The 16,118-nt window shown below is 28.3% G+C and carries 17 protein-coding genes and 1 pseudogene; 4 read left to right on the top strand and 14 right to left on the bottom strand.

Going from position 1 to position 16,118, the window contains the following annotated elements:
* Nucleotides 1-5 precede the first annotated feature (5 nt).
* The 4 genes from STK_RS08735 to STK_RS08720 all read right to left on the bottom strand — a co-directional run bounded on the left by STK_RS08735 (nt 6) and on the right by STK_RS08720 (nt 2,560).
* Nucleotides 6-569, bottom strand: a complete 564-nt coding sequence (locus STK_RS08735; RefSeq protein WP_010979616.1) for a hypothetical protein — start codon at nt 567-569, stop codon at nt 6-8.
* 36 nt (nt 570-605) lie between these two features.
* A complete protein-coding gene (locus STK_RS08730; protein ID WP_069168199.1) occupies nt 606-920 on the bottom strand; it encodes a winged helix-turn-helix domain-containing protein in 315 nt (104 codons plus the stop codon).
* 988 nt (nt 921-1,908) lie between these two features.
* Nucleotides 1,909-2,298 carry a hypothetical protein gene (locus STK_RS08725; protein ID WP_010979613.1) on the bottom strand — a complete coding sequence of 130 codons (390 nt, stop codon included), beginning with the start codon at nt 2,296-2,298 and terminating at the stop codon, nt 1,909-1,911.
* Entirely contained in the window at nt 2,291-2,560 is a 270-nt protein-coding gene (locus STK_RS08720; protein WP_052846600.1) for a hypothetical protein, read from the bottom strand. The genes STK_RS08725 and STK_RS08720 overlap by 8 nt, the downstream gene beginning before the upstream one ends.
* Nucleotides 2,561-2,826: 266 nt before the next feature.
* Between STK_RS08720 and STK_RS08715 the strand changes: the two genes are divergently transcribed.
* Complete coding sequence (locus STK_RS08715; RefSeq protein ID WP_232616456.1) at nt 2,827-3,315, top strand: PaREP1 family protein; 489 nt, start codon at nt 2,827-2,829, stop codon at nt 3,313-3,315.
* Nucleotides 3,316-3,876: 561 nt separating this feature from the next.
* On the opposite strand, the gene STK_RS08710 is transcribed toward STK_RS08715, so the two are convergent.
* The 5 genes from STK_RS08710 to STK_RS08690 all read right to left on the bottom strand — a co-directional run bounded on the left by STK_RS08710 (nt 3,877) and on the right by STK_RS08690 (nt 8,434).
* The gene (locus tag STK_RS08710; protein ID WP_052846599.1) at nt 3,877-4,491 is read right to left on the bottom strand and encodes a hypothetical protein; all 615 of its coding nucleotides are present in this window, start codon (nt 4,489-4,491) and stop codon (nt 3,877-3,879) included.
* Nucleotides 4,492-4,915: 424 nt separating this feature from the next.
* Complete coding sequence (locus STK_RS08705) at nt 4,916-5,176, bottom strand: DUF4898 domain-containing protein (protein WP_010979610.1); 261 nt, start codon at nt 5,174-5,176, stop codon at nt 4,916-4,918.
* Entirely contained in the window at nt 5,166-5,528 is a 363-nt protein-coding gene (locus STK_RS08700; protein ID WP_010979609.1) for a winged helix-turn-helix domain-containing protein, read from the bottom strand. The genes STK_RS08705 and STK_RS08700 overlap by 11 nt, the downstream gene beginning before the upstream one ends.
* A 1,291-nt stretch (nt 5,529-6,819) precedes the next feature.
* The gene (locus STK_RS08695; RefSeq protein ID WP_010979608.1) at nt 6,820-8,121 is read right to left on the bottom strand and encodes a DUF5305 family protein; all 1,302 of its coding nucleotides are present in this window, start codon (nt 8,119-8,121) and stop codon (nt 6,820-6,822) included.
* Nucleotide 8,122: 1 nt separating this feature from the next.
* Entirely contained in the window at nt 8,123-8,434 is a 312-nt protein-coding gene (locus STK_RS08690; protein WP_010979607.1) for a hypothetical protein, read from the bottom strand.
* 193 nt (nt 8,435-8,627) lie between these two features.
* Between STK_RS08690 and STK_RS08685 the strand changes: the two genes are divergently transcribed.
* Together STK_RS08685 and STK_RS08680 are read left to right on the top strand one after the other, a co-directional pair.
* Nucleotides 8,628-9,146: a hypothetical protein gene (locus STK_RS08685; protein ID WP_010979606.1), complete on the top strand. Its 519-nt coding sequence runs from the start codon at nt 8,628-8,630 to the stop codon at nt 9,144-9,146.
* Nucleotides 9,147-9,286: 140 nt separating this feature from the next.
* On the top strand, nt 9,287-10,285 hold the full coding sequence (locus tag STK_RS08680; protein WP_198429670.1) for a S26 family signal peptidase: 999 nt from the start codon (nt 9,287-9,289) through the stop codon (nt 10,283-10,285).
* A gap of 565 nt (nt 10,286-10,850) precedes the next feature.
* Here STK_RS08680 and STK_RS08675 read toward each other — a convergent pair.
* The 4 genes from STK_RS08675 to STK_RS08660 all read right to left on the bottom strand — a co-directional run bounded on the left by STK_RS08675 (nt 10,851) and on the right by STK_RS08660 (nt 14,524).
* Entirely contained in the window at nt 10,851-11,609 is a 759-nt protein-coding gene (locus tag STK_RS08675) for a hypothetical protein (RefSeq protein ID WP_010979604.1), read from the bottom strand.
* 715 nt (nt 11,610-12,324) lie between these two features.
* Nucleotides 12,325-12,990 (bottom strand): hypothetical protein, encoded by a 666-nt coding sequence (locus STK_RS08670; RefSeq protein WP_052846596.1) that lies wholly within the window; start codon nt 12,988-12,990, stop codon nt 12,325-12,327.
* On the bottom strand, nt 12,983-13,681 hold the full coding sequence (locus tag STK_RS08665) for a hypothetical protein (protein ID WP_052846595.1): 699 nt from the start codon (nt 13,679-13,681) through the stop codon (nt 12,983-12,985). Before STK_RS08665 ends, STK_RS08670 begins: the two co-directional genes overlap by 8 nt.
* 150 nt (nt 13,682-13,831) lie before the next feature.
* Nucleotides 13,832-14,524: a class I SAM-dependent methyltransferase gene (locus STK_RS08660; RefSeq protein ID WP_010979601.1), complete on the bottom strand. Its 693-nt coding sequence runs from the start codon at nt 14,522-14,524 to the stop codon at nt 13,832-13,834.
* Between the two features lie 518 nt (nt 14,525-15,042).
* Here STK_RS08660 and STK_RS15300 point away from each other — a divergent pair.
* Nucleotides 15,043-15,243 carry a hypothetical protein gene (locus STK_RS15300; RefSeq protein WP_010979600.1) on the top strand — a complete coding sequence of 67 codons (201 nt, stop codon included), beginning with the start codon at nt 15,043-15,045 and terminating at the stop codon, nt 15,241-15,243.
* On the opposite strand, the pseudogene STK_RS14890 reads toward STK_RS15300, so the two are convergent.
* Nucleotides 15,200-15,470 (bottom strand): annotated as a pseudogene (locus STK_RS14890) (type II toxin-antitoxin system RelE family toxin). The gene STK_RS15300 and the pseudogene STK_RS14890 overlap by 44 nt on opposite strands.
* Nucleotides 15,471-16,118: the final 648 nt, after the last annotated feature.

Genomic DNA, 16,118 nt, shown 5'->3' with positions numbered 1-16,118 from the left:
AAAAATCACTTTTCCCTTAAAAAGTCTCTAATTATTTTGTCCGATTGATAAAGGGTTTTTAACGAATCAAATATTATTAAAGGTAATATTATCATCAATCCAGTAGTTGTGTATTGCACTATAGATAAAATTGAAATATAAGGACAAAAATCAAAGTACGCTACTAGACCTAATACTGAGATAAACATTAAACCTGCAGCTATTCTTAGGACGAACGCTTTTCTTTCTAAGTCTTTAGCAAGGTAATCAATCTTGTTGACTAAACTAACCCTAATAAATACCTCCTTTAACTCCTTTTCAATACGCGGAAATTTTTGATAAAGTTCATGAAATAAACCATCCTTATCAATTACTTCTAAATTTGTTAGAAAAGAAACTTCCTCCATTAATTCAGCAAATTCGCTTGTAGATAATAAATCCGCACTCATTTCTATAAATTTTAACGCTAATAATTTCTTTATTTTTGTCCCTAGTAGCTTACTCTTACTTTTCATTATTTTGGATACTACACACAGAGAGGAAGAATAGGCAAAGGATATAATGACTAGAAGCCAAGAAACAAAGTTCATTAATAAAAAATGTTGTTAACCTATTTAAATACTTTCTTAAAGTTCTTCTTCAGGTCCTATTTCTTTCTCTAATTTACTAACAATCTCTTTTATTTCATTAGCCTTAACCTTATAAATTTCCAGAAGTTTTCTCACTTCTTCTCCTTTTTCAGTTATATGATATAAGTCTCCTTCCTTCTTTATTAGATTCTGTTTTTCTAGATACGGTATATATTTTGTAGCTGTTAAATATGTTAACCCTGCCCTATATATTAACCTAGTCTTTGGAATTGGACCGTCTTTAAGCGCATTAAGTATATCATAAATAATCTCATAATCAGTCCTTTTTTTCTTATTAAATTTAACTTTCATATAATATAGTCTATCTGACAACTTAAAATATTTTACTCTAAATATTAACATTTATTCTCCGTTAGAAGAATAGTGCTCATAAAGTTTCAAATACTTATCGCTATCAGAGTAAACTTTTAACGCTTCAATAATTGCTATAAAAAAGCCTAACATTATTCCTAGAGTTATATATCCTAAGAATGAATAGAACTTATGGAAACATCATTACATTTTGCGTTGCGTTAAAAGTAGAAAAATATCTTTTTGTTATTTGAGGAATTTTAGTAATAAAAGTAGGAGAATAAATTAGAGTATTTATTAACTCTTGAAAGAATGCTACTTCTTATAATAGGAAAATATTATTAAATTACTTTAAAGAATATTAAAGCGTTCTATAAGTGTTATTAGTTGTTAAGTTTATAAAAGGTCTGGAGTTTAACCTATTTACTCCATTGCGATTGGATGAGAATGTTTTTCGTAAGGCTAAAATACACTTGCTCATTAATAATTGAGCGATGATTACATCTTATACTTCTATTCGAAAAGCCATATAGCTGTCTCATAAGTTATTCTAAACGAGTTCTTCATTCCTCACTTAGAGATAGGCTTTATGTTACGAGAGAAACAAAGGTTGTGAATAGGAGCCTAAACCTAATGAGGTAGTCTTACGAGAGAGAAGGCTAATCTAAGATTTGTAGCTTAATAAATACACTATGTTTACGACTTACAATATCTTTCGATAGTTGATTTCTTACTTGTTGGAAATATGGTAATTATTTTCTTTATTCTATTCTGTACTATAAAAACAATTATAAGGTAGAGGGAATTATAGTTAAGTTTTTCACAAAAACTTTTCTCGCCATTAAGTGATTTTGAGTTTATATTTTCACTTTTACAGAAGTTATCTATAACCCTCCATATTTCACTTCTTATTTCTAATCCATACATGTTTGCTAGTTCTTCTAATCTGAGCCTTAATCTTTCTGAAGCATGTCTAGTAAAAACACAGTTAATATAATATCACCGTTGATACCGTTACACATGGCGATCCATAAGGATCCCTATATTCTGGATATATTGAAATGTTAGTCACATTAATTAATATCTCAAATAACCTATTATCTACCCTAACGTCTATTTTAGGCTCCTCCATTATTTCTATTTTCTTTATCTTAGCCGGTCTTGAATTAATAACATTTCCAGAACATAGAGGCCCAAATCTGGGTTTATCTGTGTGAACCGAAATTACGTTATTTACAACAAAAGAGTATTTCTGATCCTTTCTGAAAACCTTCACGATAACAGGATGAATTACAATTAATATATTCTCATCTTCAGTCTCCACCCTATATTTACCTTCTTTAATATTCTCTAAAAAATAGCTTATTATTTCACTCATTCTTAATCCTCTTTATACCTTCTTTTAGATCAGAGTCTAACGGCTCTATTGAAATATATGAAACTCTACCACTCTCGTCTACTCCTATGGTTACAAATGCTTCCCCTTCATAACTTTTTACTGGAATTCTTTGAAATTCAACAATTATATTACCAAATTCCTCATCAACAATTACAGTAAAAGAATTTGAATAAATATTAAATTGCAAGCTATTACTAGACAACTGTGAAATGTTCTGAATTACTTGACTATTGTACTCCATGTATGTATATATAGCCCAAAATACTTAAATGAATAACTCTCTGGTATTTTCTTCTATGTCATCATACTTATAAATTTACAATTACATGATGCATGAGTATGAATAAAAACTTTAATATCTTCATTAGCTTTATTTTTTCCCCTAATACCTTAACTTTTTCCTCTAATTATAAGATTTTCAAGATAATTGTTTTCTGAAATAATTTTTGTGAAATGGATTTAAAGCTTAGGCCAAATCTTTATTATCTTAAGGTTAAAGGTTTAAGTGTGGAAGTAACAAAACCCTGGATTGATGATAAAAAGTACAAGCAAGATAGATTGATAGAGGCAAAATATGAGGCTGAACTTGCTAGAAGATTTTTAGAGGATGGATTATTTAGAAATGCTGCAGGTAAGGCTTTTCAAGCCTGGAAAGCTTTGTTAGCTTCACTTTCCGTTGATTATATACAAGAGCTTTCTAAGTATTTTAAGGGAAAGAGGAAAATGAGAGATGGAAGAGTAGTCAATTACGTTGAATGGATAATTGCATTAATGCCTACTAGTAAGATGAGTAACGTAGCTCAAATTCTTGATAACTTACTGGGAAATAATATAGAGGCTTACACTGATATTGCGATTAAACTTCATGAATTCCAATATAATGGGTTAGATAAAAGCGGTGAGATAAGCAGATATACATCAATAGAATTCGTAAAAATGGACTTAGAGAAACTTCTGAAGGCAATTGAAAAGTTTCTTGCTTCATCTCCTCCTTAAACATTAGACCTTAACCCAAAAATAAAAAAGAATTAAAAATTATATAAAATATTCTAACTACCATTCTTGGATTATAATGATATTATCGTATAAAAAGATTAGTATTTATCAGAAAATCGTGAAATTAGGTATTTTTACAAACAATAAGTATGATACTTATACTCGATTCTGAGATAGCTAATTTAAGTACAATTGCATCCAATAGTCAATTGACACTATCTTAGATGTTTTTTAAAAAACTTTCAAAGCGTAGGATTTTACGTAAAATACTACATAATTAATAGCAAACGGAACTCTTCATTCACGAATTAGTATACTTTAACTTATTTAGAGGCATTACATGCTCTGTCTCTAACAATGCTGGGTTTGTAACTATAGAAAAGTAACTAGATAGTGTAGTTGTTGAATCATTTATATTTCTATAATTTTAATACTAATAATAAATTATCAATATTTATACTATTCTACAAAGAAAGATCATTTTCAGTAAATTTTTATACAAAATGACGACGTTACGAATCTATCTAACAACTTAAAATATTTTACTCTAAATATTCACATTTATTCTCTATTCTTAGAACTCTCCTTGTAAAGTTTCAAATACTTTTCACTCTCAGAGTAAACTTTCAACGCTTCAATAATTGCCGCGAAAAAGCCTAACATTATTCCTAGAGTTATATATCCTAAAAACGGGGTATAAGAAGGAAACATAAAGATAAACAATATGAATAATAATATTAAAACATCTAAAAGAATACTTGCAATTTCCAATATTTTTGACCATTTTTGTAAATTAACAATTAGGTTATCTAACTTATTTATAAGTGTAGCTTTTATAAGTAAGTCCTTTAACTCTTCTTCAATTTTAGATGACCTTTTATAAATATCATTTATCAGATTGTCCTTATCTATAGATTTAAGATTAGTTATGAAGGAAACTTCTCTCATTAAATCAGCAAATTCACTCTCGGTAAGAAAATCCACACTTTTTTCTAAGAATATGATAGCCAAATTACCTTTAACTTCCTCCCTTAATAGTTTTGCATTGTTATTCATTCCTCTAGCTGTCATAAAAAGAAATAGAGTGTAAAAGACAGTAAACACTAAAACTATTATCGAAAATAAGATACTAGGCCAGTGCAATATAGTAGTAAATGTTAAGGCAAGAGTAAGCATAAAATACATTACTTGTTTTAAGTAAAAAATAATTGCCCAAATAAGTCTGAATTATATTGCAAAATTGCGTTAAATTTCTAGTAAATAATTAATGTAAACATATTATTATAAAACTTATCATAATCCAGTATGGTATTTCCAGGATACACTTTTAGGATCTTCTTCTAAATAAGGTTTCCGCGTAATTTAAAGGCTTCTTGTTTACCTTTAATGACCCGAATATAATTCATCAAAATACTTTTTAAAAAATTTTCGATTAATATTATAAAATTTTCATTATAACTCAATCAAATTCTGACATATATCTTAAAATTATGAATAAATTTTTACAAAATTGTTTATATGAATATTAAGCGCAACGATTTTCCTATGTAGACTACTCGTATCTGAGAGTTAACATTTGTTATATTCAAAATTAATTTTCCTACCATAGTAATATAATTTTGTCTTTTAATTTTTCTGAATTAAATATAAAAAAAGGAGTATCTTTTCTAATCTCTTTTACTATTTCTTCAATTTCGTAATCTTCTGGTTTAATTATACAAAATAATCTATCTTTAGGTAGAATAAAATTAAAAAACTTTCTTTCATCTTCAATAATCTTCAACGGTATTCCTACTTTTTTCTCAAATTTAAAGAGTTTAAGTATATCTTCAAATTCTTCAATCTCAGTTTCATCTATCACTTTTTATCACTTTACTTTCTCTCTTAGTCCTAACACCTTCATCATTATTCTTCATTTCAATTGTACGTCTCAGCTCTTCCAAAACTTTCTTTATTTCTTCTGCCTTTCTTATATATGTTTCTAATAAATTGCGTATCTCTTGACCTCTTTGTGTTATATAGTATAACTCTTTATCCTTTTTTATAGCACCTATATTCTGGAGGTATGGAAGATATTTTTCTGTAACAACATAAGTTAGGTCAGCCTTGTACATCAATTTAGTCTTTGGTAAAGGACCTCTCGAAAGAGCATCTAAAATTTGGAACATAATCTGATACTCTGTCCTTTTTCTTTTGTTAAAGCTAATTCGCATGAAGAGTATTATTCTCTTACTTTTATAACCCTTTCCCCTTAAATTATGTAATTTAATATTTATTCTGCTTTTTTGGAATAGAAATTAAACAGAAGTATTATTTACAATCCTTTAAATTCGTAGAAATACTTATATAGAACAGCACTACAGATAAATTTTCAACTATTTAAAATAGAATATGGTATAGATAAAAAATTAATCTATTTTTCTTTTCAACTTGAAAGATTATAGCATGCTCTTATACAAACTAGCATGAATAAAATAAGCACAAAATTAGGAGTTTTAGCATTACTAAGGGAATATAATTGATGACATTTTCAGCTCCGAGGGAATATAATGCTCATTAAGGCAATTACTAAAAGAAGCACTCTTTTAATTTAGTTTTTATAAATTATAATAGAATAACATATTCTCTAAATACAATTTTCCTTAGAATTAATTATCTAGAATATTTCTATTCGATATACAATATTGAGCGTAGAAAAATTCCATATAATACCTATAAAGCAAAATAATATAGAATAAAAATATTTAAATCAAATATTATTCACCTTTTATAAGTTTAATAGATATAGATTACAATTCTATCTTTTCATGGATATCTTCTTTAATTGAAATATTTTGTGCACATACCATGATTTTCTGATAGACTTAATTTAAGCATATAAGAGATAAGCTATGTTATCTTTATAAATATTCTATATATAATGGTATAACTTTTTAAAGTGAGCCGAAGATATTTTTAGATTTTAGTATATAATTAATGTTAACATATAAAAAAGAATCACAATTTCAACAAAAGCTTGTTCATAGCTCTCTTACTAACTCTGAACTACATTACTTAGCATTTAACATGCATAAGATATAGACATGTTTAGATCATATAGGATTTAAATTTATTTTATAACATTAATAATATTAATAGAAAGGAATATAATATATCTTCTATTTATCCAAAGTGATAAAACAACAATGTTAATAAAAATAATTATGAAATATTACCAAGAACATTTATAAACTACTATTATACGTTTTGCATTTGTAAACTTAACTATTTGGTAATTACATGTTGCGACTCCGCTAGTATTTATGATCTGATAAATTAGTAATATATTATCTAAATAAGTTTTAATAATAATAGTATGAAAATACTTACCTTGCATATGTTCTTCATAATATATTCAGTTTATCTAGCATTGAGAGAAATTTTACCTAAACTATTTATCTTTAGAGTATATTCTTATAAGTAAACTATAAGTTCGCAAACATCATAATAAAAAAGATTTTTCTCTTATGAAAATTCATACATATAGACTAAATTTTCATCATGTATCCACAATTTATTTCCATTTGCTATTATAGGTTTGGCTAAAATCTGTGATAATTTAAGTAATTCACTAAAATTATTAACTCTCATCATTTTCTTTTCAGATGGAGGTGGATCATTAACCATTATTATCACTTTCTTATATTTCTTCATAATAATATCTAGAGGAGAAGGAGATATTCCTTGGGTAAATAATAACAAGTATACTAGCGCTGTTAATGGCAATATAACGTAAATTAAGTTAAAGTAATTAAAATCGCTGTCAGTTGTCTCATAAACGGGATAAGTTATTGAATTATTATACTCTAGAACTTGAATCATACCATTATTATCTATAATTTCAATATAAGGTTTAAAGGTAAAGTTACTATATTTAGCAGTAAAATTCAGATAGATTATAGGTGTAGTGGGAGTTAAGTCATAAATTGACGTGAAATTTGATGCAATAGAATATAATTTTGTAATATTTAATGCAATAGGACTGCTATAGCTATTTTGCTCTAAAGTGAAATTAAAATTGTCAATTTGTATTAATAAAGAATAATTTACTGATAGCGGTTTAGGATAGAAAGTTGGATATAAATAAAGGGTAATAAGTTGAGATATAGGATACTCGTCTAAGCTAACTAATTTACCATAAACTGGTATTTTTATGATGTGTGTGATAGTGTTCCTTACAAGGTGAACTGAAATAACATATCCATTTACATTCATAGCAACAATTGCTGAGTTGTTAACCACTACATTAATCGTAGGTTGCACATATACGCCGGTCTCATTTTCTAGCTTATTGTATAGGCTACAAATTCCTGTTACATTTACTGGAATTACTCCGTTATTTGCTAAACCTTGAATAACTGACACGTTATAATATGGCGTCGATATGTATATATTGTAACTAATATTAGACGCATTAAATTTCAGAAAGAGGATCTTCGTTAATTTCAAAAAATAGTAAGTCTGATTATAAACAACAGTAGCATTATCATATAAGATGGAACTCTTCACATAAGCGTAAGTATAAAGACCTAAGTAAGTAACAGGTCTAGAAACATTAGTATAACCTAAAAGCTTATTCTCGCCTATGGGGTAAGTATATAGTAAACCTTGAGTTACAATACTCATCTCGCTTTTAAGTGTATAGCCGGCTAAAACAGTGTGAGGAATAGTACTACTATAGTTAAAATAAGCCGCTAGTGCGGTGAAAAGCACTAAAAGAAAAACAATTCCTATCCTTAAATTTCTATTAAGCTTAATTTTGTCCACTTTAATTCACCTTAATTATCTCCTCAAAACCATTAGCCTTTAAAATAACATAATTATCGGCTGGTTGATAATTAAAAGTCACCGATTTACCAGGATATAGAACTGGTTTAATAATCTGATTCCCGTAGCAGACGGTTATAGGAAAATTATAGATATTTGTTACGGTAATGTTATTTCCATTAATATTTACAATGAAATTACTTACGCTAGCACTTACTAAAGCTCTTTCACTTAATGAAAAATTAAGAGAATATATTATATAAAATGTTAAAGCTAAAAGGATTCCTAACGCGATTACATAATACACTTTCATACTAATAATATACTTTATATAGATACTTTAATCTAACTCTACAATTCACGTAAATTATATGTGAAATGTGCACTCTTTTAAACATAAATTCAAGTAAATTGACTATGTAATTGTTTTTAATTTCATTTTAAAAATAGCTTAATTAAGAGAAATATTTAAAAATCCCTATTTCATATAAGAATTTAGAAATGCCATGCAAAACACAACAAAAGCCCTAATAATAGGCACAGTATTGGGTATACTATTAATATCGTTCGTAGCATCAATGACATTCTACTATACAACACAACCAAGAGACGTAGATGCAACCGTAGTTGGTGACGCTAGTGCAAATATAGCCTTAATAGCAAATGATACGGCCATCGGTTATAGTTCGACTGGTAGCCCATTCGTAACCTATAATTCACAAGGTGACCTAGTAATAAACTTTGGTAATGTAGCTACAAATGCTAATGAGACATTAAAGTATTTATTTGACGTAAAGAACAACCTAAATGTTACCGTATCAGTAACAGTAACAATACCTAGTCCCACTATATCAGGAAATAGCTTATATATATTCACACCTAGTGGTGGAGTATCTACATATTCATTTACATTAGCTCCTGGAGCCGAGATGCCAATCAGCTTAGAATTGCTTACTGGAGGCACACAAGGATCAGTGAGCTTCAGTATAGTGGTTGAGGCTACAGCAGTACCACCTTCTTCCTAATCGATGTAAAGAAAAGAAATATGAGATATACTCCAAGCAGTACAATATATTTCAAGGTATTTATTTTTTATTTTCTTCTATGTATTAATCACTCATAAAATAAATCTCGAAGAAAATCTTGATACATACGGTGAGTGGCTGTGATTAAAAAAATGGGAATATTTTTTACCTCAATTTTTCTTCTTAGTGTATTGTTTTCTGTAGTTTCACAATTTATATTTCACTTACCATATGGTTGGAATATTGAGGCCACAAACTCAATGTACCCATTACTGAAACCCGGGGATTTGGTTTTCATTCTTCCCCTTATGGGGAAGCCTTATCCTCATGAGATAGTTGCATATAAACCACCTTTCTTAAACTTTTACGTAGTTCATGAGGTTATTAATGTAACTAAAAACGGGTATATAACTAAGGGGATAAACAATCCTACTCCTGATCCTTGGATCGTAAAACCTTCATGGATTAAGGGATTTGTACCAGAAATATTCGGACAACCCATAGTTATTCCTTATGTTGGTAATCTCATAACTCTGATAAGAGGTACTACAGGTTATATTACAGCCTTTATAGTACTTTTTGCCATATATGGTATCAGTGAAATAGTCGATAGAAAGCAGCTGAACTTACCAGCTAGAAGAAGAAATAGAAGAAAAACAGTAGATCCTAAAATTCTAGCTATAACATTTCTAATCCTATCATTTGCAGCATTCATGATCCTCTTTTCTCCTCATGTCATATTTACGGACTTAATGTGGAACTCTGTTCAGAATGCCCCATTTATTTCCAGACAATTTAGTAATAATTTAGGGGCAGTGCCCCCTAACTCAATGGTTCCGGTAACTCTAAGCGTTAATTATCATCATTTTCTACTAAAAATACCTCTTGTAATATTACACTCACCTAGCCTTAAGTTACAAAATTACTCTGAGGAAAATATCACGTTCCTTCTTTATACTTCTTCTCAAGGCCTACATTCTGAAACAGTAGCTATAGAAGTATTACCAGAATTGCTGCCTGTTACTGTACTTAACTTTTTATTCTCGATAAATCCAATACTACCCCTCGTTGGAGAGGGTACTGAGATAAGTGTAATAATAAGTATAATAGTATATGCGGTCATGAAGAAACTTAGTTAGTAATTTTATATATATGTATTAATTTCAGTAAGATTACTACATAATTATATATAGAGATTTATGGCTCTTTTGCGAAATTAGTTTTATTTTATCATTTCGAGATTAAATAATTGATTATATATTGGCGATTGAAGAAACTAAGGATTTTATACCATAGACTTAATGGAGATAATAACATGTTATTAATTATTTCTTCATACAATTATTCTAATTTTAAGAGAATATTACAATTCGCAAAGGAGGCGTGAAAGATCCGTTATATACTATATAGACTTTCTGAGACTCTAAAGGACAATGAAATTCTCTTAGTCCCTGTTTAATTTTAAAGTCATTGTTTCCTTTTAAACTATAACTAAGTATAAACTGCATATTTTTAAGTTACACTAAGAGCAGTTAAAAAGGAGTCTTAATTCATAAAAATGCAGTGAAGTATAGATAGTTATCAAATCAGGACTTTTGACATAACTGGTGTTACTGAATTTGAAGGAAAAACTGATTAGACTATTTGCTATAATTATAATTGACTCTCTTATATCTTCTTACTCAACAGATCTCTCTGAAAAACTCATTCAGCGAAGTGGAACCAGAATTTTACTGATCTGGTTGATAATTTCATAATCGTTATCTCATGATATGTTTTCCCTTCCTCTTCTCTTACTATCACATTTGGCGGGTATTCTACCTTAACAGACTTTATTATCCGTTTCCCACTTCTGGTTAAATAAGTTTTAGCGTTAAATGTAGTAACGGGATTAAATGGTTCAACAATAAAGTAATCAACTGGAGGAAAGTACTTTAAATAAAACTCATACTCATAAGTAAAAGTCTCTCTAGGCTTAATTTCAACATCACTATCTAAGTGAAACACGTGGTATTTATCAATACTTTTGACTAAATTTATCTCGTAATAACCCTTGCCCCTGTATATCAAGGGTTTATCTAAAACTAGATCACCAAAAACCTTAACTATAACACCACGAAAAGGTACTAAAGCGTTATTATACAATTTATTTTTGACTCTATGCTTCATTATAACAAAATTATCACTAATATCAAATATCTCACTCACAATATCAAATCCTAAGGAAATTACATAATTCAGTAATACCGTATAACCGCTCTCCCCTATACCCAACTCACTACATTCAGTTATTAGACCAATAGTCCTCCCCCTCTTCAACAAATTTGTAATAGCTTGCGGATGAAGATTTAATTCCCTTCTTATATCAGAAAAAGTCACGCATAGAGAACCATTACGATAAGTTAATTTACTAATCGCCTCAATAACCTTTATCAGCTCTGGATCAACCTTTGAATACTCCATATATATTAATTTTTAATAGTCTAATTTTAATTTTTCGGTTATTAAGATTTTTCTTATCGTTACCTAGTCATATTATAACGAGAGTATCCACCGTCTTTAGCATTGATACTTATTTATATAAATCAGTCTCTCGTTAATATTTTTATAGATGATTTTTAAAATAAGAGTAATTTAACAAAGATACTAAGAATATAGATTTGATTAGAGATAATAAATAAATTTATTAATAGATTAATTATTAAGCTAAAATTTTACTTTTACTTATAAAATCCATGAAATATACAGAAAAGTTAATAATATACTTAACAAAGAACATTCTTCATATTAATAAAATTTAGAAAGAACAATTGTTAAATCAGACAATATTATTAGAATTGAGCAGTATTTCTGATGGAATCTTATTCTTCTTAATATTACTCTAGAAAGTGGATAAATTTACATTCTATGCTATTACAAGAATTTAATAAGGTTATTTATTACTAATAGGTTGACCAATTCCTCAACGTTATTTAAAAAGGAACCTAATAAATTTGTAACTTAATGTTTGCATTTCTACTTTTTACTTATATTACCCTATATTTAAATAAACTGTATTAAAATCCATAAAATGAAAATTAGGCCTTTTGACATTCTTAGTTGGATAGAAAATTTGCTGTAACCGCCATACTCTAAATATTCAGATTGATTAATGAATTGAATTATTTTTGTAAGGGAGCTAAATCTCCCAAATAACTGAATAAGCTGAAAATGCTATACGGTAAATTTCAAATTTTATCATTGTATCATTGACAACAAAATTATAATCTTCGTCTCTTCCTAGGGGAATTTTACTGATAATATCATTATCCCCGAACGTTACTTTGTATACTTCAGCTCTCTTAGGTCTCTTAGGAAGGTATATAAGAAGTTTAAGGTAATAAGTGAAAGATGCGACTTGTACAGTATTTATGTTTTCTCCCTCTGAGACAAAACCCTTAATTCTCACAGTATATTTTATTCTTACTTTATCTCCTACTCTTAGTGGTGGTAAAAATTTCATCCTAATTAATAATTGATTTTTATCTTGCTGAATTTCAGCCTCAGAATTTAACTTTTCTCTAGATAATAAATTCTCTCTTCTTATATAGTTGAGTTTACTATATGATATTCCTTTTACATCCTTGTACTTAAGGGAAATATAATCTTCTGAAATACCACTGAAGATTGGTAAAAACTCCCTAACGCTAACTATTCTCGCATTACCATCCTTATCAATATTAATTTTTCTCTCTACGTATACATAGTAATATTTACTTCCTTGTAGTTCAGGTCTTAATTTTTCTATTCCATCCTCAACGTTTTTAAAGTGGTTTATTAATTTAAGTAGTTCTTTTCTATCCATATTCCAACACAACTCCATAAATTCCATAATTCACATTTTTTATGTTAAAAAGTATTTCATTTTCACTTTTTTTCTCTATAGAGTAGTTTTCTATATCGAGTGGTTTAAAATGATATGAAAAAGGACCTTTTACTAATCTTACCCCTCTAACAGATTTTATCCTAGAAGAGGTAGTAATATGAAGAGAGGAAGAGAAAGTGGATGATAATATATAAAAATATTCCACGTTATTATGTGTATACTTTTTAGAGTAAATATAGTAAGTAAATTCTATGATCTCGCCGAAAGTAGTAGGATGAGTGAAGATTAGTTTAAACTGGACTAGGTCATTATCTTTCTCGATTTCGACATCAATATTTTTCTCATTTTTTCTTCTAAGTTTTATAAATCTAAATTTAGTCACTGGGGTTATATCATAAATGAAATTAAGTTCTTTTATACCATTTTTTGTTATTAAAAAAGTATATTTCTCACTTCTACTATAATATTCTCTCATAATTCGAACCTTTATATTCGATTCTAGGACTAAGAATTCGTATTTATAAAGGTTCTTACTTACGTAAATTTTATCACGAACTTCGACAAGCTTTAAAGAGACTAATGTGTTAAGGAGACCAGGATCATCAATTTTATCTATGTATCCAAAATTTTGTAAGTGAGTAATTAGAGGAATAATCTTATTAATATCCACATCATAACATGAAAACAACGAAATATATAAGCATATATCTAACACTATTTAGAACAGCTAATAAATAATTTTATTTTGGTTTTAATCTTAGTAATAATTTTCTATAAAGTCGTAGTACGAAAATTTGTAAAGATAGTATAAATTGAAAATTTATTCCTTATTATCTCTCTTATAAGAAACTACAAAGTAAAATAGATTCAGTGCTTTTTCCTCATAAATCTTAACATCTAACAATCTGAAAAATAACTGCTTATGCCATGAGTTAGTATTAAGCCTCTTGTAAATATAATATATGTATTTGTAATCTCTTGGCTTGCCTTTAGCAAATATCGTTATATAAGGCATTATGAATCTCAAGTAAAAACTTAGATACATTCTTTTTACTTTATTGTCCGGTTTTCCCATAGCTATAAATCCAATTATCTTTCTTGATACCCTATTCATTTCTTTAATTACACTCTCTATATTATCTGATGCATGTAAAGCAAAACTACTCATTACAACATCAAAGGCATTATCTCTAAACGGTAAGGCTTCAAATGAAGCTAGAACTCTATCATCTTCAACTATAGCTAGTTTCAGCATATTCTCGGCGTAATCAGTCATTACAGGGAAGAATTTCTCTCTATATAACTTCTTAAATACATAAGTTAACTCTCCTTTCCCTGCTGCTACATCTAAAACTAGTTTGGGTTTTTCGCAATAATTTAAGATAGTCTTTACAAGATCTGCTCTCCATTTTATATCTTGGTTAAAGGATATATATCGATTAGCTCTATCATAAGATGAAGGAATATGGTTATAAACTTCTCTTAACTCTTCATCTGAAGCTTTAACAGACACACCTAGTAACTAAAATATTAAGATATAAAGCTTTAACTTAATTTATAAGGAGAAAAGCAAGTTTACTAGATCTTCTATTTAGAACTCAATATTATGAGCTAAATCATGACTGCCCATAATACTACGGCACTATTTTTATTAACATATGTCGTTCATATGTCCTTAATGAATTCAATTTATTTCGTCAGCGTAAGATTAAATAACTGATTTTAGCAGTATATAGTCTTTTTCATAGTAAGTGCGAAGGGAAACAATATTTATCGATAAAAAAATATATTTATTGATTTAACTAAATTTCGAATATTTAGCATCTTAAGTTAAAGCTGATCTTTTACTCCTTTGCAAGCTTAGGTCTGTGAGATGCATGGCATGTGGTGCCTCTCACGTAAGAAAAGGAAATTGGACATATTTCGTCTAATAACCGAATGTAATGACTAAAATCCTCTCTAACTCACGCCTTGTTTATTAAAGCTGGAATCAAAGGAAGCTATATAAGAGATTCCGTTTCTTAAAATTCAATGAGAAAAATTACCATATCCTTTTTAATGTATTATGATAAATTTATACTTATGAGAATTGTTGAAGATAATGATGGTGAAAGGTTCCTAGAGCTAGAGAGCGAAGAAGATATAGATGAATTTTTCAATGCCGTAATAAAGAGAGCTAAGGAAAAGGCTAATGCCCGTAAACCCTCTTATGAGAGCCAATCTCCCAAATAAATACGATACAGTTTTTTGAATCCACGCTATAAAGTATTCTTATATCCCCAGTAACTTCTATTGAGAACATCGGATTACCGTACCTATCTTTTCCCAACTTTTCCCTGGCGTATTTGAAAGGATTATCTCTGAGTAATTTAATCTTCTCTCTAATGATATTTAATATCTTAACGTTAGAAAACTCGTCAGAAATATATTCTACTAATTCATTAAAACTCTTGGCTCATATTAACTCTTATCTTCCATTCCTTACAAGCCACGATAAAATAGAAAGAAAACACATTAAAAATCTTTCGATTAATATCTGATTAAGGATAATAATACTGATGAGTAATATAATATGTTATGAATAATAGTAGGTCTTTCACGCCTCCCTGGGTGAGTAGGTTAGTAGTTTAAGGAAATTTCTCTATCATAAAAATTATAATATTCGCCCGTGAATTAATAAATACTTTGAATTAACTCCCTTACTTTATTTAGTTTATCATAAGGAATTTTTAGTTAATAAGACAGTATCTTTTACATATGTTTAACGTAATGTAAAAATACAATGATTCTCCTATAAGTGCTATAAGGTTTCCTTTGAGAATTATAATATTCTCTTTTAGATTAAAATAATTCTATGAAGAAATAATTGATTATATATCATTATCTCGGGGAAGTGTCAAATGTGTAATTAATGTGAATAACTAAATAAAGTAAAAAGTTATAAAATACCTTTGTTTGAAATTAAATTCACTTAATTACTAAGAGTATGATAATATAAAATCAGTTTATTAAATATAATCGCAAATAATCTCGTAATTTTCGATAATTAAGGCTAAGAGAACTTTTCTGATAATGTTAGACTGATATTCTTATTTTAGTGATAAGTC

The sequence above is a fragment of the Sulfurisphaera tokodaii str. 7 genome (assembly GCF_000011205.1).
Lineage (GTDB): Archaea > Thermoproteota > Thermoprotei_A > Sulfolobales > Sulfolobaceae > Sulfurisphaera > Sulfurisphaera tokodaii.
Note: the sequence above shows the minus strand (reverse complement) of the source record. Positions and strands in the feature narration are given on the sequence as shown.

What these genes read in the sequence shown, in the direction of transcription:
- STK_RS08735 (WP_010979616.1), bottom strand. Translation starts at nt 569, where the DNA reads ATGAACTTTGTTTCTTGGCTTCTAGTCATTATATCCTTTGCCTATTCT.
- STK_RS08730 (WP_069168199.1), bottom strand. Translation starts at nt 920, where the DNA reads ATGAAAGTTAAATTTAATAAGAAAAAAAGGACTGATTATGAGATTATT.
- STK_RS08725 (WP_010979613.1), bottom strand. Translation starts at nt 2,298, where the DNA reads ATGAGTGAAATAATAAGCTATTTTTTAGAGAATATTAAAGAAGGTAAA.
- STK_RS08720 (WP_052846600.1), bottom strand. Translation starts at nt 2,560, where the DNA reads ATGGAGTACAATAGTCAAGTAATTCAGAACATTTCACAGTTGTCTAGT.
- STK_RS08710 (WP_052846599.1), bottom strand. Translation starts at nt 4,491, where the DNA reads ATGCTTACTCTTGCCTTAACATTTACTACTATATTGCACTGGCCTAGT.
- STK_RS08700 (WP_010979609.1), bottom strand. Translation starts at nt 5,528, where the DNA reads ATGCGAATTAGCTTTAACAAAAGAAAAAGGACAGAGTATCAGATTATG.
- STK_RS08690 (WP_010979607.1), bottom strand. Translation starts at nt 8,434, where the DNA reads ATGAAAGTGTATTATGTAATCGCGTTAGGAATCCTTTTAGCTTTAACA.
- STK_RS08685 (WP_010979606.1), top strand. Translation starts at nt 8,628, where the DNA reads ATGCAAAACACAACAAAAGCCCTAATAATAGGCACAGTATTGGGTATA.
- STK_RS08675 (WP_010979604.1), bottom strand. Translation starts at nt 11,609, where the DNA reads ATGGAGTATTCAAAGGTTGATCCAGAGCTGATAAAGGTTATTGAGGCG.
- STK_RS08670 (WP_052846596.1), bottom strand. Translation starts at nt 12,990, where the DNA reads ATGGATAGAAAAGAACTACTTAAATTAATAAACCACTTTAAAAACGTT.
- STK_RS15300 (WP_010979600.1), top strand. Translation starts at nt 15,043, where the DNA reads ATGAGAAAAATTACCATATCCTTTTTAATGTATTATGATAAATTTATA.